Annotated in this window: 31 protein-coding genes, 1 rRNA gene and 1 pseudogene; 31 read left to right on the forward strand and 2 right to left on the reverse strand. The window is 42.6% G+C overall.

Annotated features, from left to right (window positions below):
- Positions 1-10 precede the first annotated feature (10 nt).
- The 28 genes and pseudogenes from rplE to F9802_RS17170 all read left to right on the forward strand — a co-directional run bounded on the left by rplE (position 11) and on the right by F9802_RS17170 (position 18,405).
- Positions 11-550: a 50S ribosomal protein L5 gene (rplE, locus tag F9802_RS17035; protein ID WP_152154117.1), complete on the forward strand. Its 540-nt coding sequence runs from the start codon at positions 11-13 to the stop codon at positions 548-550.
- Between the two features lie 24 nt (positions 551-574).
- Positions 575-760, forward strand: a complete 186-nt coding sequence (gene rpsN / locus F9802_RS17040) for a 30S ribosomal protein S14 (RefSeq protein WP_001085700.1) — start codon at positions 575-577, stop codon at positions 758-760.
- A gap of 29 nt (positions 761-789) precedes the next feature.
- Positions 790-1,188 carry a 30S ribosomal protein S8 gene (gene rpsH / locus F9802_RS17045; RefSeq protein WP_152154119.1) on the forward strand — a complete coding sequence of 133 codons (399 nt, stop codon included), beginning with the start codon at positions 790-792 and terminating at the stop codon, positions 1,186-1,188.
- A gap of 30 nt (positions 1,189-1,218) precedes the next feature.
- On the forward strand, positions 1,219-1,755 hold the full coding sequence (rplF, locus tag F9802_RS17050) for a 50S ribosomal protein L6 (RefSeq protein WP_152154121.1): 537 nt from the start codon (positions 1,219-1,221) through the stop codon (positions 1,753-1,755).
- A gap of 32 nt (positions 1,756-1,787) precedes the next feature.
- Positions 1,788-2,150 carry a 50S ribosomal protein L18 gene (gene rplR / locus F9802_RS17055; RefSeq protein WP_152154124.1) on the forward strand — a complete coding sequence of 121 codons (363 nt, stop codon included), beginning with the start codon at positions 1,788-1,790 and terminating at the stop codon, positions 2,148-2,150.
- A gap of 21 nt (positions 2,151-2,171) precedes the next feature.
- Positions 2,172-2,672, forward strand: a complete 501-nt coding sequence (gene rpsE, locus F9802_RS17060; protein WP_152154125.1) for a 30S ribosomal protein S5 — start codon at positions 2,172-2,174, stop codon at positions 2,670-2,672.
- 13 nt (positions 2,673-2,685) lie between these two features.
- On the forward strand, positions 2,686-2,868 hold the full coding sequence (rpmD, locus tag F9802_RS17065) for a 50S ribosomal protein L30 (protein ID WP_152154127.1): 183 nt from the start codon (positions 2,686-2,688) through the stop codon (positions 2,866-2,868).
- Between the two features lie 32 nt (positions 2,869-2,900).
- Positions 2,901-3,341 carry a 50S ribosomal protein L15 gene (rplO, locus tag F9802_RS17070; RefSeq protein ID WP_152154129.1) on the forward strand — a complete coding sequence of 147 codons (441 nt, stop codon included), beginning with the start codon at positions 2,901-2,903 and terminating at the stop codon, positions 3,339-3,341.
- On the forward strand, positions 3,341-4,642 hold the full coding sequence (gene secY / locus F9802_RS17075) for a preprotein translocase subunit SecY (protein WP_152154131.1): 1,302 nt from the start codon (positions 3,341-3,343) through the stop codon (positions 4,640-4,642). The genes rplO and secY overlap by 1 nt, the downstream gene beginning before the upstream one ends.
- A 45-nt stretch (positions 4,643-4,687) precedes the next feature.
- The gene (locus tag F9802_RS17080; protein ID WP_152154133.1) at positions 4,688-5,341 is read left to right on the forward strand and encodes an adenylate kinase; all 654 of its coding nucleotides are present in this window, start codon (positions 4,688-4,690) and stop codon (positions 5,339-5,341) included.
- Positions 5,338-6,084 carry a type I methionyl aminopeptidase gene (gene map, locus F9802_RS17085; RefSeq protein ID WP_152154135.1) on the forward strand — a complete coding sequence of 249 codons (747 nt, stop codon included), beginning with the start codon at positions 5,338-5,340 and terminating at the stop codon, positions 6,082-6,084. The genes F9802_RS17080 and map overlap by 4 nt, the downstream gene beginning before the upstream one ends.
- Before the next feature lie 103 nt (positions 6,085-6,187).
- Positions 6,188-6,406 (forward strand): translation initiation factor IF-1, encoded by a 219-nt coding sequence (infA, locus tag F9802_RS17090; protein ID WP_039234460.1) that lies wholly within the window; start codon positions 6,188-6,190, stop codon positions 6,404-6,406.
- A 35-nt stretch (positions 6,407-6,441) separates the two neighbouring features.
- Positions 6,442-6,555: a 50S ribosomal protein L36 gene (gene rpmJ / locus F9802_RS17095; RefSeq protein WP_152154137.1), complete on the forward strand. Its 114-nt coding sequence runs from the start codon at positions 6,442-6,444 to the stop codon at positions 6,553-6,555.
- A gap of 22 nt (positions 6,556-6,577) precedes the next feature.
- Complete coding sequence (gene rpsM / locus F9802_RS17100; RefSeq protein ID WP_152154139.1) at positions 6,578-6,943, forward strand: 30S ribosomal protein S13; 366 nt, start codon at positions 6,578-6,580, stop codon at positions 6,941-6,943.
- A 25-nt stretch (positions 6,944-6,968) separates the two neighbouring features.
- Complete coding sequence (rpsK, locus tag F9802_RS17105; protein ID WP_152154141.1) at positions 6,969-7,358, forward strand: 30S ribosomal protein S11; 390 nt, start codon at positions 6,969-6,971, stop codon at positions 7,356-7,358.
- Positions 7,359-7,529: 171 nt separating this feature from the next.
- Positions 7,530-8,474: a DNA-directed RNA polymerase subunit alpha gene (locus tag F9802_RS17110; RefSeq protein WP_152154143.1), complete on the forward strand. Its 945-nt coding sequence runs from the start codon at positions 7,530-7,532 to the stop codon at positions 8,472-8,474.
- A 41-nt stretch (positions 8,475-8,515) separates the two neighbouring features.
- On the forward strand, positions 8,516-8,911 hold the full coding sequence (gene rplQ / locus F9802_RS17115) for a 50S ribosomal protein L17 (protein WP_152154145.1): 396 nt from the start codon (positions 8,516-8,518) through the stop codon (positions 8,909-8,911).
- Positions 8,912-9,197: 286 nt separating this feature from the next.
- A complete protein-coding gene (locus F9802_RS17120; protein WP_152154175.1) occupies positions 9,198-10,037 on the forward strand; it encodes an energy-coupling factor ABC transporter ATP-binding protein in 840 nt (279 codons plus the stop codon).
- Positions 10,013-10,882, forward strand: coding sequence for an energy-coupling factor ABC transporter ATP-binding protein (locus F9802_RS17125; protein WP_152154147.1), 870 nt, complete (start codon positions 10,013-10,015; stop codon positions 10,880-10,882). Before F9802_RS17120 ends, F9802_RS17125 begins: the two co-directional genes overlap by 25 nt.
- On the forward strand, positions 10,879-11,676 hold the full coding sequence (locus F9802_RS17130) for an energy-coupling factor transporter transmembrane component T family protein (RefSeq protein WP_152154149.1): 798 nt from the start codon (positions 10,879-10,881) through the stop codon (positions 11,674-11,676). Before F9802_RS17125 ends, F9802_RS17130 begins: the two co-directional genes overlap by 4 nt.
- 14 nt (positions 11,677-11,690) lie before the next feature.
- Positions 11,691-12,434, forward strand: coding sequence for a tRNA pseudouridine(38-40) synthase TruA (gene truA, locus F9802_RS17135; RefSeq protein WP_152154151.1), 744 nt, complete (start codon positions 11,691-11,693; stop codon positions 12,432-12,434).
- A gap of 154 nt (positions 12,435-12,588) precedes the next feature.
- Complete coding sequence (gene rplM / locus F9802_RS17140; RefSeq protein WP_152154153.1) at positions 12,589-13,026, forward strand: 50S ribosomal protein L13; 438 nt, start codon at positions 12,589-12,591, stop codon at positions 13,024-13,026.
- 22 nt (positions 13,027-13,048) lie between these two features.
- Positions 13,049-13,441: a 30S ribosomal protein S9 gene (gene rpsI, locus F9802_RS17145; RefSeq protein WP_152154156.1), complete on the forward strand. Its 393-nt coding sequence runs from the start codon at positions 13,049-13,051 to the stop codon at positions 13,439-13,441.
- Positions 13,442-13,975: 534 nt separating this feature from the next.
- Positions 13,976-15,058 (forward strand): hypothetical protein, encoded by a 1,083-nt coding sequence (locus tag F9802_RS17150; protein WP_191992030.1) that lies wholly within the window; start codon positions 13,976-13,978, stop codon positions 15,056-15,058.
- Positions 15,059-15,088: 30 nt separating this feature from the next.
- On the forward strand, positions 15,089-16,285 hold the full coding sequence (locus tag F9802_RS17155; protein WP_152154159.1) for a hypothetical protein: 1,197 nt from the start codon (positions 15,089-15,091) through the stop codon (positions 16,283-16,285).
- An 83-nt stretch (positions 16,286-16,368) separates the two neighbouring features.
- Positions 16,369-16,434: pseudogene (rpsI, locus tag F9802_RS17160) on the forward strand (30S ribosomal protein S9); the annotation flags it as partial.
- A 111-nt stretch (positions 16,435-16,545) separates the two neighbouring features.
- Positions 16,546-17,250 carry an N-acetylmuramoyl-L-alanine amidase CwlD gene (gene cwlD, locus F9802_RS17165; RefSeq protein WP_152154161.1) on the forward strand — a complete coding sequence of 235 codons (705 nt, stop codon included), beginning with the start codon at positions 16,546-16,548 and terminating at the stop codon, positions 17,248-17,250.
- Between the two features lie 90 nt (positions 17,251-17,340).
- On the forward strand, positions 17,341-18,405 hold the full coding sequence (locus F9802_RS17170) for a P-loop NTPase (protein ID WP_152154176.1): 1,065 nt from the start codon (positions 17,341-17,343) through the stop codon (positions 18,403-18,405).
- A gap of 47 nt (positions 18,406-18,452) precedes the next feature.
- On the opposite strand, the gene gerD is transcribed toward F9802_RS17170, so the two are convergent.
- Positions 18,453-19,067, reverse strand: a complete 615-nt coding sequence (gene gerD, locus F9802_RS17175; protein ID WP_152154164.1) for a spore germination lipoprotein GerD — start codon at positions 19,065-19,067, stop codon at positions 18,453-18,455.
- 143 nt (positions 19,068-19,210) lie between these two features.
- Here gerD and F9802_RS17180 point away from each other — a divergent pair, with 143 nt between their 5' ends.
- Entirely contained in the window at positions 19,211-19,822 is a 612-nt protein-coding gene (locus tag F9802_RS17180; protein WP_152154166.1) for a KinB-signaling pathway activation protein, read from the forward strand.
- Positions 19,823-20,090: 268 nt separating this feature from the next.
- On the opposite strand, the gene F9802_RS17185 is transcribed toward F9802_RS17180, so the two are convergent.
- Positions 20,091-20,837 carry a polysaccharide deacetylase family protein gene (locus F9802_RS17185; protein ID WP_152154169.1) on the reverse strand — a complete coding sequence of 249 codons (747 nt, stop codon included), beginning with the start codon at positions 20,835-20,837 and terminating at the stop codon, positions 20,091-20,093.
- Positions 20,838-20,965: 128 nt separating this feature from the next.
- Here F9802_RS17185 and F9802_RS17190 point away from each other — a divergent pair, with 128 nt between their 5' ends.
- Together F9802_RS17190 and F9802_RS17195 are read left to right on the forward strand one after the other, a co-directional pair.
- Entirely contained in the window at positions 20,966-21,187 is a 222-nt protein-coding gene (locus F9802_RS17190) for a hypothetical protein (RefSeq protein ID WP_152154171.1), read from the forward strand.
- Between the two features lie 239 nt (positions 21,188-21,426).
- Positions 21,427-21,542: ribosomal RNA gene (locus F9802_RS17195) — 16S ribosomal RNA — on the forward strand; the annotation flags it as partial.

The following is a 21,542-nucleotide window of genomic DNA, read 5'->3' on the forward strand; positions in this document are numbered from 1 at the left end:
GGTACACTATATGAACCGCCTTAAAGCAAAGTTTAATGAAGAAATTACACCTGCTTTAATGAATAAATTCAATTACGACTCAGTAATGCAAGTACCGAAAGTTGAAAAAATCGTAGTTAATATGGGGATTGGCGACGCTGTTCAAAACGCAAAAGCTCTTGATACAGCTGTTGAAGAGTTGGCATTGATCACTGGCCAAAAGCCAATGGTTACTCGTGCGAAAAACTCTATCGCGGGCTTCCGCCTTCGTGAAGGCATGCCGATCGGAGCGAAAGTTACATTACGCGGCGAGCGTATGTACGAGTTCCTTGATAAATTAGTTTCTGTATCACTTCCACGTGTACGTGACTTCCGTGGTGTTTCTAAAAAAGCATTTGACGGACGCGGCAACTACACACTTGGTGTGAGAGAGCAATTGATCTTCCCTGAAATTGATTACGATAAAGTAAGCAAAATCCGCGGTATGGATATCGTAATTGTTACAACTGCGAACACTGATGAAGAATCTCGCGAATTGTTAACTCAACTTGGAATGCCGTTCCAAAAGTAATCGCTATAAAAGGGAGGCGAAAACGTGGCTAAAAAATCAATGATTGCGAAACAAAAACGCACACCTAAATTTAAAGTACAAGAGTACACACGCTGCGAACGTTGCGGACGTCCACACTCTGTATACCGCAAATTTAAGCTTTGCCGTATTTGTTTCCGTGAACTTGCATATAAAGGACAAATTCCTGGTGTTAAAAAAGCCAGCTGGTAATACCCCGACTTGGGAAGGAGGTAAATAGAATGGTTATGACAGATCCGATTGCAGATTTGCTTACTCGCATCCGTAATGCGAACATGGTGCGTCACGAAAAATTAGAAGTACCTGCTTCTAACATCAAAAAGGAAATCGCTGAAATTTTAAAACGTGAAGGTTTCGTACGTGACGTTGAATTTATTGAAGACAATAAGCAAGGCATGATCCGTATTTTCTTAAAATATGGAGCGAAAAACGAACGGGTTATCACTGGTTTAAAACGTATCAGCAAACCTGGTTTGCGCGTGTACGCAAAAGCCGATGAAATGCCAAGAGTACTTAACGGTTTAGGTATCGCTCTTGTATCAACATCCAACGGTGTGTTAACGGATAAAGAAGCTCGCGCTAAACAAATTGGCGGCGAAGTATTAGCATACGTTTGGTAATATTCTTGTAATGAATGGAGGTGCAACATTATGTCTCGCGTAGGAAAAAAACCTATTGAGCTTCCTGAAGGCGTAACAGTGACGGATAATAACAACACTGTTACTGTAAAAGGCCCGAAAGGTGAGCTTGTTAATACATTTAACAAAGATATGAAAATTGAAATCGAAGGCAATGTTATTACAGTCGTTCGTCCTTCTGATTCTAAAGAACACCGTACTAACCACGGTACGACTCGTGCGCTCTTAGCGAACATGGTTGAAGGTGTATCTAAAGGTTTTGAAAAGTCTCTTGAATTGATCGGTGTCGGATACCGTGCGCAAAAACAAGGTAACAAACTTGTTTTAAACGTTGGTTATTCTCATCCGGTTGAAATGGAGCCGGAAAAAGGCGTAGAAGTAGAAGTTCCTTCTAACACAAAAATAATTGTTAAAGGCATCAACAAAGAGCGCGTAGGAGCTCTTGCTGCTAACATTCGCGCAGTACGTCCTCCAGAGCCTTACAAAGGCAAAGGGATTCGTTATGAAGGCGAATACGTACGCCGTAAAGAAGGTAAAACAGGTAAGTAATGTCGCTTAAGTAAACGAAAGGAGTGACCACGATGATTACGAAGCTAGATAAAAATAAAACGCGTAAGAAGAGACATTTCCGTGTTCGTGCAAAAATCAACGGTACAGAATCTCGTCCACGTTTAAATATTTTCCGTTCTAACCAACATCTTTATGCACAAGTAATCGATGACATGAACGGTGTAACTCTTGCCAGTGCTTCTACAATTGAAAAAGATTTCGGTTTAGAAAAAACAGGCAACGCTGAAGCAGCTGCCAAAGTTGGCGAACTAGTTGCAAAAAGAGCGAGTGAAAAAGGAATCAAATCCGTAGTATTTGACCGCGGAGGTTACTTATACCATGGACGCGTAAAAGCATTAGCAGATGCAGCACGCGAAAATGGCTTAGAATTCTAATAAAGAAGGAGGGACAAATTAATGCGTCGCATTGATCCAAATAAACTTGAACTTGAAGAACGCGTAGTTACGGTCAATCGTGTAGCGAAAGTAGTAAAAGGCGGCCGTCGTTTCCGTTTTACTGCTCTTGTGGTTGTCGGTGACAAAAACGGACACGTAGGCTTTGGAACTGGTAAAGCGCAAGAGGTGCCTGATGCCATTCGCAAAGCAATTGAAGATGCAAAGAAAAACCTGATTACTGTTCCGATCGTTGGAACAACGATTCCACATGAAGTTATTGGCCGTTTTAGCGGCGGCGAAATCCTATTAAAACCTGCTTCTGAAGGTACTGGGGTTATCGCTGGCGGACCAGTTCGTGCGGTACTAGAGCTTGGCGGAGTAGAAGATATTCTTTCTAAATCCCACGGTTCAAGTACGCCAATTAACATGGTACGTGCTACTCTTGAAGGAATTAAACAGCTGAAGCGTGCGGAAGAAGTTGCTAAATTGCGCGGGAAATCAGTAGAAGAACTGTTAGGATAAGGAGGGATTTACAATGGCTGAAAAATTAACAATTACCCTCACTCGCAGCGTGATCGGACGTTCAAAAGATCAACGTGAAACAGTTAAAGCTCTTGGTCTTCGCAAAATGCATCAAACAGTGGAGCATCAAGACAATGCAGCAATCAGAGGCATGATCAACAAAGTTGCTCACTTAGTGACTGTAAAAGAACAATAATTTTAATCTAGAGAATAAGGAGGTGCACGAACATGAAACTTCATGAATTAAAACCTGCTGAAGGTTCTCGCAAAGCTCGCAACCGTGTTGGACGCGGTACTGGTTCTGGTAACGGTAAAACGGCCGGCAAAGGGCATAAAGGACAAAACGCTCGTTCTGGCGGGGGTGTACGCTTAGGATTTGAAGGTGGTCAAACTCCTTTATTCCAACGCTTACCGAAACGTGGTTTTACTAACATCAACAGAAAAGAGTATGCGATCGTTAACCTTGATTCATTAAATCGCTTTGATGAAGGCACAGAAGTCACACCGGAGCTTCTTATCGAAACTGGTGTTGTCCGCAACGAAAAAGCAGGAATCAAGATTCTTGCTAAAGGCAACGTTGAGAAGAAATTGACTGTAAGAGCTCATAAATTCTCTTCTGCTGCCCAAGAAGCAATTGAAGCTGCCGGCGGTAAGACTGAGGTGATTTAATGTTTCGCACAATCTCCAATTTTATGCGTGTGGGTGATATAAGAAGAAAAATTATATTCACCCTTCTTATGTTAATCGTTTTCCGTATCGGTACGTTTATTCCTGTTCCGAACGTCGATGCTAACGTATTGAAAATGCAGGAACAGGCAGGACTGATCGGTTTCCTTAATACTTTCGGAGGGGGAGCGCTCCAGAACTTCTCCATTCTTGCTATGGGGATTATGCCTTACATTACAGCTTCCATTATCGTCCAGCTCTTGCAAATGGATGTAGTTCCTAAGTTTACTGAATGGTCAAAGCAAGGAGAAGTGGGACGGCGCAAATTGGCGCAGTTTACGAGATATTTCACGATCGTTCTTGGATTTATCCAGGCGCTCGGAATGTCTTACGGCTTTAACCGCTTATATGGCGGCATGCTTGTCGAGAGTAACAGCGTAGGTGCTTACCTTCTGATTGCCCTCGTATTAACTGCCGGTACGGCTTTTCTTATGTGGCTCGGGGAACTAATCACTTCCAAAGGTGTTGGAAACGGTATTTCGGTTATCATTTTTGCTGGGATTGTTGCAGCTGTTCCAAATGCCGTCAATCAGATTTATGCACAGCAAATCGAAGGAGCAGGTGATCAACTGTTCTTGCGAATTGTCGTGTTATTGCTGATTGTGCTGGCGATCGTTGCTATTACAGTAGGGGTTATCTTTGTTCAGCAGGCATTGCGCAAAATTCCAATTCAATATGCTAAGCGGGTGACTGGAGAAAGCGGTATTGGCACACCTGGTGCCCAATCGACTCATTTGCCTTTAAAGGTAAATGCGGCTGGTGTTATTCCTGTCATTTTTGCAATAGCGTTTTTGATCACGCCTCAGACGCTTTCGTCGTTCTTTGGCTCAAACGATGTTACAACGACGATTCAAAACATTTTTGATTATACGAAACCAGTAGGTATGGTTATTTATGTGGCGTTAATCGTTGCTTTTACTTATTTCTATGCGTTTATTCAAGTCAATCCGGAGCAATTGGCCGATAATTTGAAGAAACAAGGTGGGTATATCCCGGGCATCCGTCCTGGGAAAAACACGCAGGATTATTTAACAAGCGTTTTATACCGCTTAACATTTGTTGGAGCAATATTCCTGTCTGTCATCTCCATTCTTCCTGTATTTTTTATAAAGTTTGCAGGTCTTCCACCGGCTGCACAAATTGGCGGCACGAGCTTGCTGATTGTGGTTGGGGTTGCATTGGAAACGATGAAACAACTGGAAGCCCAGCTTGTCAAGCGCCATTATAAAGGCTTTATTAAATAATGACAGGCTGTCGCACGTCTCGAATCAGACTGAGGGGGTATACAAATGAATCTAGTATTAATGGGGCTGCCAGGTGCCGGAAAAGGCACGCAGGCCGAACGAATTGTTGAAAAATATGGCATTCCGCACATTTCTACAGGCGATATGTTTCGTGCAGCAATGAAAGAAGGTACGGAGCTTGGGCTGAAAGCTAAATCCTTTATGGATGAAGGTGCTCTTGTCCCTGATGAAGTGACGATCGGAATTGTTCGCGAAAGATTGAGCAAGCCGGATTGTCAAGGCGGCTTTCTTCTCGATGGATTTCCAAGAACGGTTGCCCAGGCGGAAGCGCTTGAAAGCATTTTAGAAGATCTCGGAAAGAAAATCGATTATGTGATCAACGTCGATGTTGATAAAGATATCCTCATGGCACGTTTAACTGGACGCCGTATTTGCAAAAGCTGCGGAGCTACTTACCATCTCGTATTTAACCCGCCGGCTGTTGAAGGCAAATGCGACCGTTGCGGCGGCGAACTTTATCAGCGCGCAGATGACAATGAAGAAACTGTCCAGAACCGTCTGGATGTCAATTTAAAACAAACCGAACCATTACTAGATTTTTACCGGCAAAAAGGTTATTTAAAAGATATTAACGGCCAGCAGGAAATTCATACAGTGTTTGAAGACATTGATGAACTTTTGAAAGGCTTGAATAAATGATTATTTGCAAAACCCCTCGAGAGATAGAGATTATGAAGGAAGCAGGACGGATTGTTGCTTTGGCACACAAGGAGTTACAGCAGTTTATCTCTCCCGGTATAAGCACGAAAAAGTTAGATGAAATTGCGGAGAAATTTATTAGACAGCATAATGCAATTCCTTCTTTTAAAGGGTATAATGGTTTTCGTGGCAGCATTTGTACATCTGTTAATGAAGAGCTCGTCCACGGCATTCCTGGAGACCGGGTTTTAAAAGAAGGGGACATCATCAGTCTAGATATTGGTGCTAACTATCGAGGCTATCATGGTGACTCGGCCTGGACCTATCCTGTCGGCACCATCACTTCTGAAACTCAGAAGCTGCTGGAAGTGACAGAAGAATCGCTTTTTACCGGTTTAGAGGAAGCGAAGCCAGGCGAACGTCTTTCAAACATCTCCCATGCGATTCAAACATATGTAGAATCTTATGGCTTTTCAATAGTGCGTGAGTATGTAGGACACGGCATTGGTCAAAACTTGCATGAGGACCCGCAAATTCCTCATTATGGTCCGCCTGGCAAAGGTCCAAAGCTCAAACCTGGAATGGTGCTTGCAATCGAACCGATGGTGAATGCTGGAAACCGCTATGTAAAAACACTTGAGGATAACTGGACAGTCGTCACTCAAGACGGGAAAATGTGTGCTCATTTCGAACATACAATTGCGATAACCGAAACAGGTTTTGAGATCTTAACTAAAGCCTAAAACATATGGTGCTTCTCCAGAAGTTGATTCAAGTCTAGCTTAATAACCAGGCCCGCCTGTTTTGCAGCGGGGTTCTGTATGAAAAGAGAAGGGAGAGTAAAGAATGGCGAAAGACGATGTTATTGAAATTGAAGGTACAGTAGTTGAAACCTTGCCTAACGCTATGTTTAAAGTAGAATTGGAAAATGGACATACGATTCTTGCCCACGTTTCTGGGAAAATTCGCATGCACTTTATTCGGATTCTACCCGGAGATAAAGTCACAGTTGAACTTTCTCCGTACGACTTAACACGCGGCCGTATTACTTACCGCTATAAATAACTTATGCACTCCGGACTATTAAGGAGGTTGGAAAAATGAAAGTTAGACCATCAGTAAAGCCAATTTGCGAGAAATGTAAAATCATTCGCAGACGCGGCAAAGTAATGGTTATTTGTGAAAACCCTAAACATAAACAAAAACAAGGATAATTAAAAAGGGAGGTGCACATTTATGGCACGTGTAGCAGGTGTTGATATTCCACGCGACAAGCGTGTAGTTATCTCATTAACTTACATCTATGGTATTGGCAGTTCAACTGCTCAAAAAATTCTGGCGGAAGCTGGTGTTTCTGAAGACACTCGTGTACGTGATCTGACAGAAGACGAATTAAACAAAATCCGTGAAGTCATCGACAAATTGAAAGTTGAGGGTGACCTTCGCCGTGAAATATCTCTTAACATTAAACGTCTGATGGAGATCGGTTCTTACCGTGGTATCCGTCATCGCCGTGGTTTACCAGTTCGCGGACAAAACACGAAGAACAACGCTCGTACTCGTAAAGGTCCTCGTAAAACTGTAGCTAACAAGAAAAAATAATCGGTAAAGGAGGTCAATTTTAGACATGGCTCGTAAACAACAATCTCGTAAGCGTCGTGTGAAAAAGAATATCGAATTAGGTATTGCACATATTCGCTCAACATTTAACAATACAATCGTAACAATTACAGACGTTCATGGTAATGCTCTGGCTTGGTCTAGTGCAGGTGCGCTTGGATTCAGAGGTTCTCGTAAATCTACTCCATTCGCTGCCCAAATGGCTGCTGAAACAGCTGCAAAAGCATCAATCGAACATGGTATGAAATCTCTTGAAGTAACAGTTAAAGGTCCTGGTTCCGGCCGTGAAGCTGCGATCCGCGCTCTTCAAGCTGCAGGTCTTGAAGTAACTGCTATTAAAGACGTTACTCCTGTTCCTCATAACGGATGCCGCCCTCCAAAACGTCGCCGTGTTTAATTTTCCTGTATAATAATTATATCTTTGGCAATAATGGGATATAATTGAATGTTGCGTTCGGTATAGGAATGATAAACCAGTTGTAGTGCACAATCGGGAACGTAAACATGGGGGAATTTCGGTTGGACAATTCAGACCGAGGTTTCGACGTATTGAAGGAGGTATAGTTGAATGATCGAAATTGAAAAGCCAAAAATTGAAACGGTTGAGATCAGCGATGATGCCACTCATGGAAAATTCGTCGTAGAACCACTTGAGCGTGGGTATGGTACAACTTTGGGTAACTCCTTACGTCGTATACTGTTATCCTCACTCCCAGGTGCTGCTGTCACATCTATTCAGATTGACGGAGTATTGCATGAGTTCTCAACAATTGAAGGCGTCGTGGAAGATGTCACATCTATTATCTTAAATATTAAGAAACTGGCGTTGAAGATCTATTCAGATGAAGAAAAAACGCTGGAAGTAGATGTGCAGGGAAATGGCGTAGTGACAGCTGCTGATATTACGCATGACAGCGATGTGGAAATTTTAAACCCTGATTTGCATATTGCTACATTAGGAGAGAATGCCCATTTTCGCATGCGTCTCACCGCTCAGCGTGGAAGAGGTTATAATCCAGCCGATCAAAACAAAAAGGAAGATCATCCAATTGGTGTCATTCCAATTGACTCCATCTACACTCCGGTTGCCCGTGTAAACTATCAAGTAGAAAGCACTCGCGTGGGGCAGTTAACAAACTATGATAAATTATCATTGGATGTGTGGACTGATGGCAGCATTGGCCCGAAAGAAGCCATTTCATTAGGTGCCAAAATTTTAAATGAACACTTAAACATCTTCGTTGGTTTAACAGATGAAGCTCAAAATGCGGAAATTATGGTAGAAAAAGAAGAAGACCAAAAAGAAAAAGTTCTGGAAATGACGATTGAAGAACTTGATCTTTCCGTCCGTTCTTACAACTGCTTAAAGCGTGCCGGCATTAATACAGTGCAGGAACTCGCCAATAAGAGTGAAGAAGATATGATGAAGGTCCGAAATCTTGGCCGTAAATCACTTGAAGAAGTGAAAGCGAAGCTGGATGAGCTTGGGTTAGGCTTGAAAAAAGAAGATTGATAACCGAATAAAAGCAGAATTCAACAAAGGAGGGTATCTTCATGGCTTACAGAAAGCTAGGACGTACAAGCGCTCAGCGTAAAGCGATGCTTCGTGATTTAGCGACTGACTTAATCATCAGCGAGCGTATTGAAACCACTGAAGCACGTGCGAAAGAACTTCGCTCAGTTGTGGAAAAAATGATTACACTTGGTAAACGTGGTGACTTGCATGCTCGCCGTCAAGCAGCTGCATTCCTTCGTAACGAAGTAGCATCAACTGTTGAAGTTGAAGGCGAAAACGGCAAAAAGAAGGAAACACCTGTTTACGCAGTACAAAAACTTTTCTCTGATGTGGCTCCTCGTTATACCGAGCGCCAAGGCGGTTACACGCGCATCATGAAAACCGGTCCTCGTCGTGGTGACGGTGCACCAATGGTTATTATTGAACTCGTTTAATTTTCGATAAAACCGCAAAAAGGGCAGAACCTTCCAGCGCGGCTGTGTTTTGCCCTTTTTTTAATAACTTTCGCTGAAGACTGAATAATTTGAAGCTTGAGCGTTACGATGAGCATCTCTGTTAGGGTGACTCGTCTAGCTCATGCACCCCTTCCTCTCTTAATTGATTTAAGAGGCCGCATTGTTGGCAGAAAAATTTTTCTTTGGAATGGGGTGCGGGCTTTTTTTATATGTAGAACTTTTTGGCGGCTGTTCAGCTGAGAAGAGGAAGAAAAGAGGGAAGATCATGAAAGAGCCTGTTATTTCGATTCGCCACGTCAATTTTCGTTATCCTGAACAAACTCAATATGCGTTAAAAGATATTTCATTAGATGTCGCTAAAGGAGAGTGGCTCGCTATTGTCGGACATAACGGCTCAGGGAAATCGACACTTGCGAAAATGCTGAATGGTTTGCATTATCCGGAAGAGGGACAAGTAACCATTTGCGGTTTTTCCTTAAAAGAGGAGTTTGTCTGGGAGGTACGCAAACGTCTCGGCATGGTATTTCAAAATCCTGATAATCAGTTTGTCGGCACGACAGTACAAGATGATGTGGCTTTTGGGTTAGAAAATAATGGAGTGCCGCATGAAGTGATGACAGCGCGGGTGAAAAACTCACTTCAGCGAGTGGGTATGCTCGATTTTCTGAATCAAGAGCCGCACCATCTATCCGGCGGGCAAAAGCAGCGGGTAGCGATCGCAGGGGTTATCGCGCTGCAGCCGGATATTATTTTGCTGGATGAAGCGACATCCATGCTCGACCCGCGCGGACGGGAAGAAGTTTTGTCAACGGTCCGCCAGTTAAAAGAAGAGCAGGATTTGACTGTTATTTCAATTACACATGACTTGGAGGAAGCTTCTCGCGCCGACCGGATCATTGTGTTAAACGAAGGAACTGTTTATCGAGAAGGAACGCCTGAAGAAATTTTTCAATTGAATGAAGAATTAATCGGGCTTGGGCTTGATGTTCCTTTTCCCGTAAAACTGAGCCGAGTACTCCGTTTAGAAGATTTCAAGATTGTGAGCAATCATTTAACAGAAGAAGAGCTGGTGAGAGAGCTATGGACATCCAACTTCAAGAAGTAGAATATCGCTATGCTGCGGGAACCCCTTTTGAACGCCTCGCCATTCAACATGTCAGCTTTGCGATTCCGGAAGGAGCTTTCTTAGCGGTAATTGGTCATACCGGCTCAGGCAAGTCGACAATTATTCAGCATTTAAACGCACTGTTGCAGCCGACAAAGGGAAAAGTCATTATTGGAGATCGGGTGATTTCCGCAGGAAAAAAAGAAAAAAATTTAAAAGCAGTACGCAAAAAAGTAGGCATTGTCTTTCAGTTTCCAGAACATCAGTTATTTGAAGAAACTGTTGAAAAAGACATAAGCTATGGACCGATGAACTTTGGGGTACCGGAAGAAGAAGCAAAAAGGCGGGCGCAAAAGTTAATTCGCCAAGTAGGGCTGTCTGAAGAGGTACTGCAAAAGTCTCCTTTCGATTTGTCAGGCGGGCAGATGAGGCGAGTCGCGATTGCCGGTGTTCTTGCCATGGAACCGGACGTGCTTGTGCTCGACGAGCCGACGGCAGGTCTGGACCCGCGGGGCAGAAAAGAAATTATGGACATGTTCTATGACTTGCATCAAAAGCGGGGCCTTTCCACTGTATTAGTCACCCATAGCATGGAAGATGCTGCTCTTTATGCAGATGAAATGGTTATTATGCATAAAGGAAAAGTTTATAAACAAGGCAAGCCGCGGGAGCTGTTTTCACAGCCCGATGAACTGGCGGGCCTCGGGCTCAGCGTGCCGGATGTTGTGAGATTTCAGCATCGTTTTGAAGCATTGTCCGGTATTCAGCTGACGAAAACGTGTTTAACGATTGATGAGCTGGCCGAAGAGCTGTCGCATGCGAAAAAGCGGGGTGGCTTGTCATGATGGAAAAAATGATTTTTGGCCGTTACTTGCCTCTTCAATCTGCCGTCCATCAGCTGGACCCCCGGGCAAAGCTTTTATTTATTTTCGGATTTGTTATCGTCGTTTTCCTGGCAAACAATGCGTTGTCTTATGCGGTATTAGCTGCTTTCACCTTTGTTTTAATTTATTTGTCCAAAATCAATATCCGTTTTTTATTCGCTGGACTGAAACCAGTTATCTGGCTCATCGCTTTTACTTTTCTGCTGCATATTTTTTTGACAAAAGAAGGCGATTTATTAGTGGAAGTTGGTTTTTTGAAGGTGTATGAAGGTGGTGTAAGGCAAGGGGCTTTTATTTCTCTCCGCTTTTTGCTGCTTATCTTTGTGACGTCTCTGCTCACGCTGACAACATCGCCTATTTCGATTACAGATGGGCTTGAAAGCTTGTTGAATCCTTTTAAGAAACTAAAGCTGCCGGTACACGAACTCGCATTAATGATGTCAATTTCGCTGCGCTTCATTCCAACACTGATGGATGAAACCGATAAAATTATGAAAGCTCAAATGGCGAGAGGAGCAGATTTCTCAAGCGGACCGATCAAAGACAGAATAAAAGCAGTTGTGCCCTTACTGATCCCGTTGTTCGTCAGTGCTTTTAAACGAGCCGAAGAACTTGCCGTAGCGATGGAAGCGAGAGGATACCGCGGTGGAGAAGGCCGGACGAAATACCGTTTGCTGCATTGGAAGTGGAAAGATACAGTTGCTCTTTCTCTACTTTTTGTTCTGGCAGCCGTTCTGTGGCGGCTAAGAAGTTGATGGAGTCGATTAATATGAAACGATTAAAATGTATCATTTCCTATGACGGTTCTTTATTTGCCGGTTATCAAATTCAGCCGAACGGCCGGACTGTTCAGGAAGAGCTGGAGAAAGCACTCGCCCGGATGCATAAAGGCAGCCAAGTGAAAGTGACAGCATCTGGCCGGACAGATGCGGGGGTTCATGCGGAAGGGCAAGTGATTCACTTTGATACGCCGCTTGCGATTCCGGGAGACCGCTGGCCGACCGCTCTTAATAGCCAGCTTCCGAAGGACATATTGGTTAGGAAAGCTGAAATCGTGCCTGAATCGTTTCATGCCCGTTTCTCAGCTGCAGGCAAAGAATACCGTTACAAAATTTATCAGGACCCTTTCCGCAATCCGTTTAAGCGGATGTATTCGTGCCACTGTCCGTATGAGCTCGATCTCCAAGCGGTGGAAGAGGCAGCAGGCTTTTTGATCGGCACACATGACTTTACGAGTTTTTGTTCAGCAAAAACCGATGTACAGGACAAAGTAAGAACGATTACCAAACTTGAAGTCATCCACTGTGGGAAAGAAATCGAGCTGCGGGTGGCGGGCAGTGGGTTTTTATATAATATGGTCCGGATTATTGCAGGCACGTTAATTGAAGCAGGAAAAGGGAAGGTAGCCCCGAATGATATTCACACGATATTAGCGGGGCGGGACCGGGCGCTGGCAGGGAAAACTGCACCGGCAGAAGGCTTGTATTTGTGGGAAGTTTTCTATGGCAACTAGCCCGGGTGTCACATTTTTTCTTGACATTGATTTACGAAAGTTATATTATATCCTATGGTACGTTATTTAACCCCACGATAAGCCCCGGAAACTTATTCGTGATATAAATACAATAAAAATGAAACAATTAATTAATTTTAGGAGGGTAAAACCAATGCGTACGACTTATATGGCGAAAGCAAGCGAAATCGAACGTAAATGGTACGTCATCGACGCTGCAGGCAAAACATTAGGCCGTCTTTCCAGCGAAGTTGCGTCTATCTTACGCGGTAAACATAAACCAACATTCACACCACACGTTGATACTGGTGATCACGTAATTCTTATCAATGCAGAAAAAATTGAATTAACAGGTAACAAATTGGCGGATAAAATTTACTACCGTCACAGCATGTATCCAGGCGGTTTGAAAACACGCACTGCAAATGAAATGCGTACAAAATATCCTGAAAGAATGCTTGAGCTTGCGATTAAAGGCATGCTTCCAAAAGGTTCTTTAGGCCGCCAAATGGCTAAAAAATTACACGTATACGCTGGTCCTGAACATAAGCACCAAGCCCAACAACCGGAAGTTTACGAACTTCGCGGCTAATTATTAAGAGGAGGTTATTATCTTGGCACAAGTTCAATATATCGGAACAGGCCGCCGCAAGAGCTCTGTTGCTCGTGTGCGCTTAGTACCTGGAGACGGAAAAATCGTCATTAATGGACGTGACGTAGAAAACTATATTCCATTCGAAGCATTACGTACAGTAATCAATCAGCCGCTTGTAGCAACTGAAACAACTGGCAGCTATGATGTACATGTAAATGTAAACGGAGGCGGCTATACAGGGCAAGCAGGAGCTATTCGCCACGGCATCGCACGTGCGCTTCTTCAAGTAGATCCTGAGTACCGTGTGACGTTAAAACGCGCTGGCTACTTAACTCGTGATGCCCGCATGAAAGAACGTAAAAAATACGGTCTTAAAGGCGCTCGTCGTGCACCTCAGTTCTCAAAACGTTAATTATCAATATTTGGAAGGCTCTCAACCAATTTGGTTGGGGGTCTTTTTTATGTGTGGAAAGTGGTTTTGACCACATATCATAGCTCAATATACATTTGGGCTCTCTCCACTGTCTGCTCTTTTACGTGAGCAGTAACGTGTGTATAGATGTTCATGGTCAAATAATATGTTCAATAAGCTTAAGAATGGGAACAAGCCTTTAACTAATGAAGAGTTATAGGAAATTAAATCAATGGAAGAAGAATTTCCTTGTAGGTTATCCTAACATTAAAGGCAAAAGCAGCCGGGCTTTCATAAACGCCTATTAGATCTATCGTTTGAGGGGAACCGTCAAAGACTGGAGGTAAGCTAAAATTCTTTTCTACTATACCTATGAAAGTGAAAGAATAGATCTCGTTGTCGATGTCTTTGAATGTCATAGATTACTTTATATAGGATAAAAGGTAGTTAGTGAAAAGGAACGGTTTTTCTTTTCTATAGCGAAAAATCGACACAAATCCTTCGTCATATGTTATTAATAAAAGATACATAACTTTGGATTTGGGAGGAGGTGAACTGATGCACCTTCAGCGATTCGTTTTAAATGGCTTAATTATAGGGGCAGCTTTGTTTTTACCAACCAATGTATTTGCCGATAAAGCTGATCTTGCTAAGAAACAGCCCGTTATAAATGAATTAGCAGCTAATGCAGCTGCTGTCGCACAAAAACCGGTCAACGGGAATGCAAATAACGATTCTCAAAAACAAGTCGATGGGACCGAAAATAAAGGCTCTCATATTCAGGCAAAAGTTGAAGAGAAAATTGCCATCAAGAAAGATCCTGCTGTTTCACATTCTTCTCAATCGAGTACTGCTAAACCTGCTCAATTGATAAAAACGCTGCCAGAACAGGCGAGCAAACGAGCGGAGAAAGCTGTACAAGAAGCTGTTGAGAAAATTGATAAACAGCCCGGTAAAAAGGCTATACCTGAGAAGGCAGTGACTAATCCGGGGGAAAAGAAAGGGCTAACCGAGAAGGAAAATCAATTTGTTCATGAAAAACCTCCTGCTCAACAGGATGAGTCCATGAAAATTGAGGAACCGATTAAACCGGTTGTAACTGAAAAACCTTCTGAACAGACCGTACAAAGCATGGAACCTGAAGAAAAACCGAAACACCAGGTTTCAAAAGGTGATCTATCTGCTAATGAAATCAAAGATGCACCTGTTAGTACAGTCAAAAATGAGCCTGTTAATAAAACGAAAGACAAGCCTGTATTAAACAAGGAAAGTAATGCTCAATCCCTGCCTGTTTTCGGTGGCCCGCCAAAGGATAGCAATTCGTCTGGAACGGATAAAAGTATTCCACACGAAAAACAGGCGACCACCCCGACACAATCAAATCAACATTCGGGGGGAGCTTCTAAGGATCGGTCAAATAAAGATCGGACAAAAGTAGGGCAGGGCTTTGTCAATTATACAGACAAATGGTTGGATTGGGGGCATTATTGGGCACTAGAAATCAGCCAGACGTATATGTCCCGAATCGACGAACTTAGCAGTCAGTGGACGAACGCACCCCCATCACAGCCTCCAAAATCGTTCCTTTTTCTTACCATACAAAATCAAAAAAATTGATAAGTAGAAGAAAAAAGGAGCGAACAAAAAATGAAAAAACATATTACAGGAAATAAAGTGGTTAAATCTATCGTGTTAGCAGGAGTACTTTCAGTTGGCGTTTTAGCCGGAGGACAAATTAGTGAAGCGGCCCAAAACGACCATGCAAAAGCAGTTTCTGTTAAAGCACAAGCAAATGCACATGCATCTTTAACAGCTAAAGACCATGCTGCTTCTAATTCTGCCGTACAAGTAAAAGCAGAAGTTAGAGAAGTACAGGTGAAGGCACATAAAGAGCAGGTGAAACCAGTAAAACCTGTAGTAGAGAAAAAACAGCCAAAAGTAATAACTGAAGTTAAGGAAAAGCAGAATAAATCAGCAGTAAACAAGGCTAATTCTCAAGCAAGTGCACATGCGAGTGAGACAGCCAAAGCAAATGCTTCTCTAAACTCAGCTGTTTTAGCAACTGGAACAAAAGAAACTGTGGAGAAAAAGACTGATGCAGTGACTGAAGGAACAGAAGAAGTTGTAGAGAAAACAACTGACGTAGTAACTGAGGGAACAGAAGTTGAAGTAAAACAAAATAAATCAGCAGTAAACAAGGCTAACTCTCAAGCAAGTGTACATGCGAGTGAGACAGCTAAAGCGAATGCTTCTCTAAACTCAGCTGTTTTAGCAACTGAAACAAAGGAAACTGTAGAAGAAACAACAGATGCAGTGACTGAAGGAACAGAAGAAGTTGTAGAGGAAACAACAGATGCAGTGACTGAAGGAACAGAAGAAGCTGTAGAAGAAACAACAGATACAGTGACTGAAGGAACAGAAGAAGTTGTAGAGAAAACAACTGACGTAGTAACTGAGGGAACAGAAGTTGAAGTAAAACAAAATAGATCAGCAGTAAACAAGGCTAGCTCTCAAGCAAGTGTACATGCGAGTGAGACGGCTAAAGCGAATGCTTCTCTAAACTCAGCTGTTTTAGTAACTGAAACAAAGGAAACTGTAGAAGAAACAACAGATACAGTGATTGAAGGATCAAAAGAAGCTGTAGAGGAAACAACAGATGCAGTAACCGAAGATGAAAAAGAGATTAAGGAAAAAGTAAATGTATCTGTGACTAACAAATTCAACTCTCAAGCTGGTGAACAAGCAAGTGAAAAAGCCAAAGCAAATGCTTCCGTAAATTCAGCTGTTCTTGCAACTGAGATTGAAGTGGTTGCTGTAGCAGAAACAGATACTACAGTAGAATAATCATTGTTAATTAATCAACCGCTATTTAACCTTGATATGATAAGGATAACTTTATTTTGTGTTTCTGCATATTAGATGCATAAATAAAAGAACGTAAAAAATACGGACTTAAAGGCGCTCGTCGTGCACCTCAGTTCTCAAAACGTTAATATGTCTTTCCAAACCCCAGCCATCTGGCTGGGGTTTTTTGATTTTGGAGACTCATATTTCCCTCCCTTGTCCCATATGATGGCAACAAGAGGGGGAAAAGGGGGAGTCGGATGAGAGGATGGAAAAGGATGCTTGCTGTTTTACTCGGCAGTGCCATCCTTATTTTTGTCATTCAATCGTGGGGAGCCGAGCGTGAATCATGGAAGCCCTGGAATTTGCCGCTTTCGGGGAAAATTGTTTATTTAGATGCTGGGCATGGCGGACCAGATGGGGGAGCAGGGGACAAGGAGGCACTTGAAAAAGATATTGCGCTGGTCGTCACTAAAAAGGTCCGTGATTATTTACAGGGGCAGGGAGCCCTTGTTTTAATGACGAGAGAAAAAGATGTCGATCTTGCTTCTCCTGATACACAGTCCTACCGTTTAAGAAAAACAGAAGACTTAAAAAAGCGGCTGAGTTTAATTAATGAGTCAAAAGCGGATCTTTTTTTAAGCATTCATTTAAATGCGATTCCTTCTCCCCGCTGGAGAGGAGCACAAACGTTTTTTGCTCCCCACATGCAAGAAAACAAGAGAGTGGCCAAATCCATACAAGAAGAGCTCGTTTCGAATCTGGAAAATACACAAAGAGAAGCGAAAGCGATCAATCATGTGTATTTATTGACGTATGCAGAAAAGCCAGGAGCACTTGTAGAGGTTGGTTTTTTATCAAACCCGGCGGAAAAGCAGGATTTGTTGACCGAAAAGTATCAGGATAAAGTAGCAGCTTCCATTTACAAAGGCATTATGAGGTATTTAGAGGAAAGTGAAGGATAAGGGCGCTAAAAAGCTCTGTCCTTTTTTTGATTTGTCAATGTGTTATACTATACGAGAGAAAAACGAAGAGAATAAAGGATGGTGTGCGGCGTGGTAACGGAAGAACGAGTAAGGGATATATTAAGTCAAATGAAAGATCCTTTTTTACATAAAACGTTAGCGGAAACGAACGGGATTACTGAGATTAGCATTAAAGAAGAAAAGCGGCATGTCAGTGTGAAAGTGGCTATTGCCCAAACTGGGACGTCAGAACAGCTGCAGCTGCAAATGCAGATTGTTGAGGCATTAAAAGAAGCCGGTGCAAACACAGTCGGCATCCGTTTTACTGAGCTCCCGCCGGAAGAGCTGGCTAAATATCGCGGATCGGAAAACGATCAGAACAATGATCACAGCTTGCTGTCTCCGGGAAGCAACACAACGTTTATCGCTATTGCGAGCGGAAAAGGCGGCGTCGGTAAATCTACTGTTTCCGTCAACCTTGCCGTGGCTCTTGCCCGCTTAGGCAAGAAAGTAGGGCTTGTGGATGCGGATATTTATGGCTTTAGTGTGCCGGATATGATGGGAATTACGAAGCGGCCTGTCGTGCGCGGAGAAAAAATTATTCCTGTAGAACGTTTCGGGGTGAAAGTCATTTCAATGGGCTTTTTTGTGGACGATAATGCACCCGTTATTTGGCGTGGACCTATGCTTGGAAAAATGTTGAATAACTTCTTTGAAGAAGTGGAATGGGGAGAATTGGATTACCTGTTGCTTGACTTGCCGCCAGGTACAGGTGATGTCGCGCTTGACGTGCATTCCATGATCCCTCACTCTAAAGAAATCATCGTTTCTACGCCGCACCCGACGGCAGCGTTTGTAGCAGCCCGCGCCGGAGCAATGGCTTTACAGACAGATCATGAATTGATTGGTGTCATTGAAAACATGGCGTACTTTGAAAGCAAGAAAACCGGAGAAAAAGAATATGTCTTTGGCCGTGGCGGCGGAGATAAATTGGCGGATGAACTGCGCACAGAAGTGTTAGGCAGACTGCCGCTTCAGCAGCCAGATTGGAATGAGGAAGACTTTGCTCCTTCCATCTATGCTGAAGACCATAAACTTGGTTTGATTTATCAGGAAATTGCTGAAAAGGTTATCAGCAAACTAAACAGCAAATAAACGAAAAGACAGCCGGCAAGCGAAATTGCCCGGCTGTCTTTTTTGATTTATTGTCCGCCGCCCCCGCCTTTTTGCTGTTCTTGCTGGGCGCCGCCCTCTTGTTTCTTTTCTCCTTCTGCCTGCTCACTCGCGGCTTTTAACAAGATATCCTGTATTTTCGCTTTATAAAGAGGACTTTCAAACGTCTCGCTCATTACCTTTTGCAAGTGCTCGCGATATTCTTTGCTTTTCAACAGCTTTGTTATATTCTTTTCATTCTCGGGATCCTGCATGATATCCAGCATCATTTTTTGATACTCGGGATCCTTCATCAATGCTTTTAACAACTCTTCCTGCTCTTTCTTCATTCCTTTAGCGACAGCACCGGCGAATTTAGGATCTTTAAAAGCCTCTTTCCAAAATTTCTCTCCTTTTTCAGAAAGCAGCGTTTCTTCTATCGTTTGAGCGACAATTTTTTGATCCATCACAAGCTGCTGCTTTATTTTCTCATCTTTCATCATTTCTTGAAGGGCTGCTTTTCCATCGTCTGTTTTCAATATATCAACGACCATTTTTTTCGTCGCTTCATAATCCATTTGGGCGTTTCCAGTATCTGCCGCATTTCCTCCGCAAGCAGCTAGAGAAAAGCTAAGCAAGAGGAGCGGCAAAGCAAATTTCCACATAGAGAAGCTCCTTTCCAAGCCTTTTCTTATTGTTAATATGAACAGCGGCAAAGAAATTATTCAGGGGCATGTCTTTGTCTAGATTTTTTCAATTTTCGTTGTTACAATCAGAAAGGGGTAACTACACAGTTGGGGGTAACAAGGTGACAATCCGGAATTGGATCAGGTTTTTTGTACATACATTATTAATTGGCGGGCTTGCTGCAAGTATTCTTGGTTTTTTTATCCGCTGGGATGAATTAGCTCCATTGATCAGCAGCGGCGGATGGAAAGACATATTTTCCATTTTAGCTTGGCACATATTTGTCGGTTTCACATTCAGTGTAATTAGCCAAATGGGCTTTTTCGCTTATTTAACGGTTCATCAATTTGGGGCAAGCATGTTTCGGTCATTTTGGAACAGTGTACAATTTGTAATTATTGCTTTCGTTCTATTTGATCTCGTTTATTTTCGTTTTCAAGCGTTTGCCGATAAAGGCGAATCTCTTTTGCCTTACATTAGTCTGGCCGGTTTGCTTTTTCTTATTGGACTTTTAACCGCCTATTTCAAAGCAAGACAATCAAGCAAAAGCGTCTTTATCTCCGCGTTGTTTTTTATGATTGTCGTCACAGTCCTTGAGTGGCTGCCGGTTCTGCAAGCGAATGATGGAAAGTGGCTGTACATTATGTTGTTCACTTTGCTGCCATGCAATGCATTCCAATTGCTCGCTTTACCAAGATACAATCAACGAACAGCCAAAAAAAGCGGCGCCTAAAGGCGCCGCTTTTTTTTATGTTTAGGGAACTATAAAATAATCGCATGGTGGATACCTTTGCTAATGGGGTGGGCCTGCGGCAAGCGTAGGAGCCTAGCCCCTCGAGATCAAGTAACCTTTCACCAATGAAGTCAAAAAGCGGAGCCGACTGTTCTGGGGCGACTGGCATATGACCTCGAGCCCCAAGGAGGCGCAGCTAGACATTGGTGAAAGAACATTTTTGCCTGGGGCTGATCAAGGCGCTTGCGCTTTTGTTCATGATATTCACTTAAGGAATAGGCTTCGTTTCTACTTTCCCGTTTGCGATTAATTCAGAAACGGTCACAAGCTTGCCTGCTGATCGGGAAGCCTCAATGACGTCGGGAAGCACGGCATTTGTTTGCTTAGCTGAATCTGACGCATGCATAAACAAGATGTCTCCGTTTCTTGCTTCTTTTGCCTTAGATAAAATAAAAGATTTACCAGGATTTTTCCAATCGTTTGTATCAATACTCCAATGAACATACGTTAAATTCATGTCTTCTGCTACTTGAAGAGCCTCTTGATTAAAGTGGCCGGTCGGCGCGCGAAGCAATTTGATTTGTTCAATTTGCAGTTTGTTAAACACTTCTTGTGCTTTTAACACGTCTTTTTTAATTTCTTCTTTCGTCATAGATGTATAATCAACATAATTATAACCGAGCAAGCCGATTTCAAAATGATGCTCTTTCATTTTTTTCACAAGATCGGGGTGGCGTTCCGCCCAAGAACCCGACAAGAAAAAAGTGGCTTTTGCTTTATGACGGATCAGCGTCTGGACGATTTGGGCTGCCTTTTCATCACCCCAGCCAATATCAAATGTTAAAGCAACTCCTTTTTCTCCTTTATAAATCGCTTTAGGAGAATCTTTCTCTGAAAAAACGGGGATGCCCAAAGAATTCTGGGTAAACAATAAAAGAGCTGTAAAAAATGAAACAGAAACTAGCAGTAAAACCTGCTTCGTTTTTTTTGCATGTAAAGTATAAAAAAAAGTCATGCTCTCCCTCCGCTAAAAACGTCTTAATCAATTTTATGAGCATGTACACAAATATTATGACAAACAAATAGAATTGCCGAATAGCATAGTAGTATGACGTCGAATAAAATTAAAAAATGGGTGATGAGATGCTGGCACTTTTAATTAACGAAGAAGAAAAACGGGAAATCTATTACTTGATCAAGCGAGAGATGGACGAAATCTTGTTTGATCTTGGAGATTCACGAATAGACGAATCTGTTAAACGGTCCATGAAGAAAAAGTATGTACGGCTATTTGATCTGTTTAAGAGGGTAGCTACAGAAAAAGAATGTATGGAGTATTTAGTGTATCAACAAAATACACAATAAATTTTAAAATAGTTATTGACGAATGTGATTTGTTTGTGTTAAATTATTATTTGTCGCTGCAACACAAAGGAAGCGGCAAAGAAAACAATTTAAAAACTTGTTGACTTTCGTTAAAGCAAAATGATATGATGTTTAAGTCGCTGTTAACGACAACTAACAAAAATTGATCTTTGAAAACTGAACAAAATACATGCCAGTAAGTTAATTCTTATTTTTAAAACATGAGCTATGCAAACATCTTTTTGGAGAGTTTGATCCTGGCTCAGGACGAACGCTGGCGGCGTGCCTAATACATGCAAGTCGAGCGGACTTGACTGGAGCTTGCTCCAGTTCAAGTTAGCGGCGGACGGGTGAG

This window comes from Bacillus aerolatus (assembly GCF_009183655.1).
Lineage (GTDB): Bacteria > Bacillota > Bacilli > Bacillales > Domibacillaceae > Pseudobacillus > Pseudobacillus aerolatus.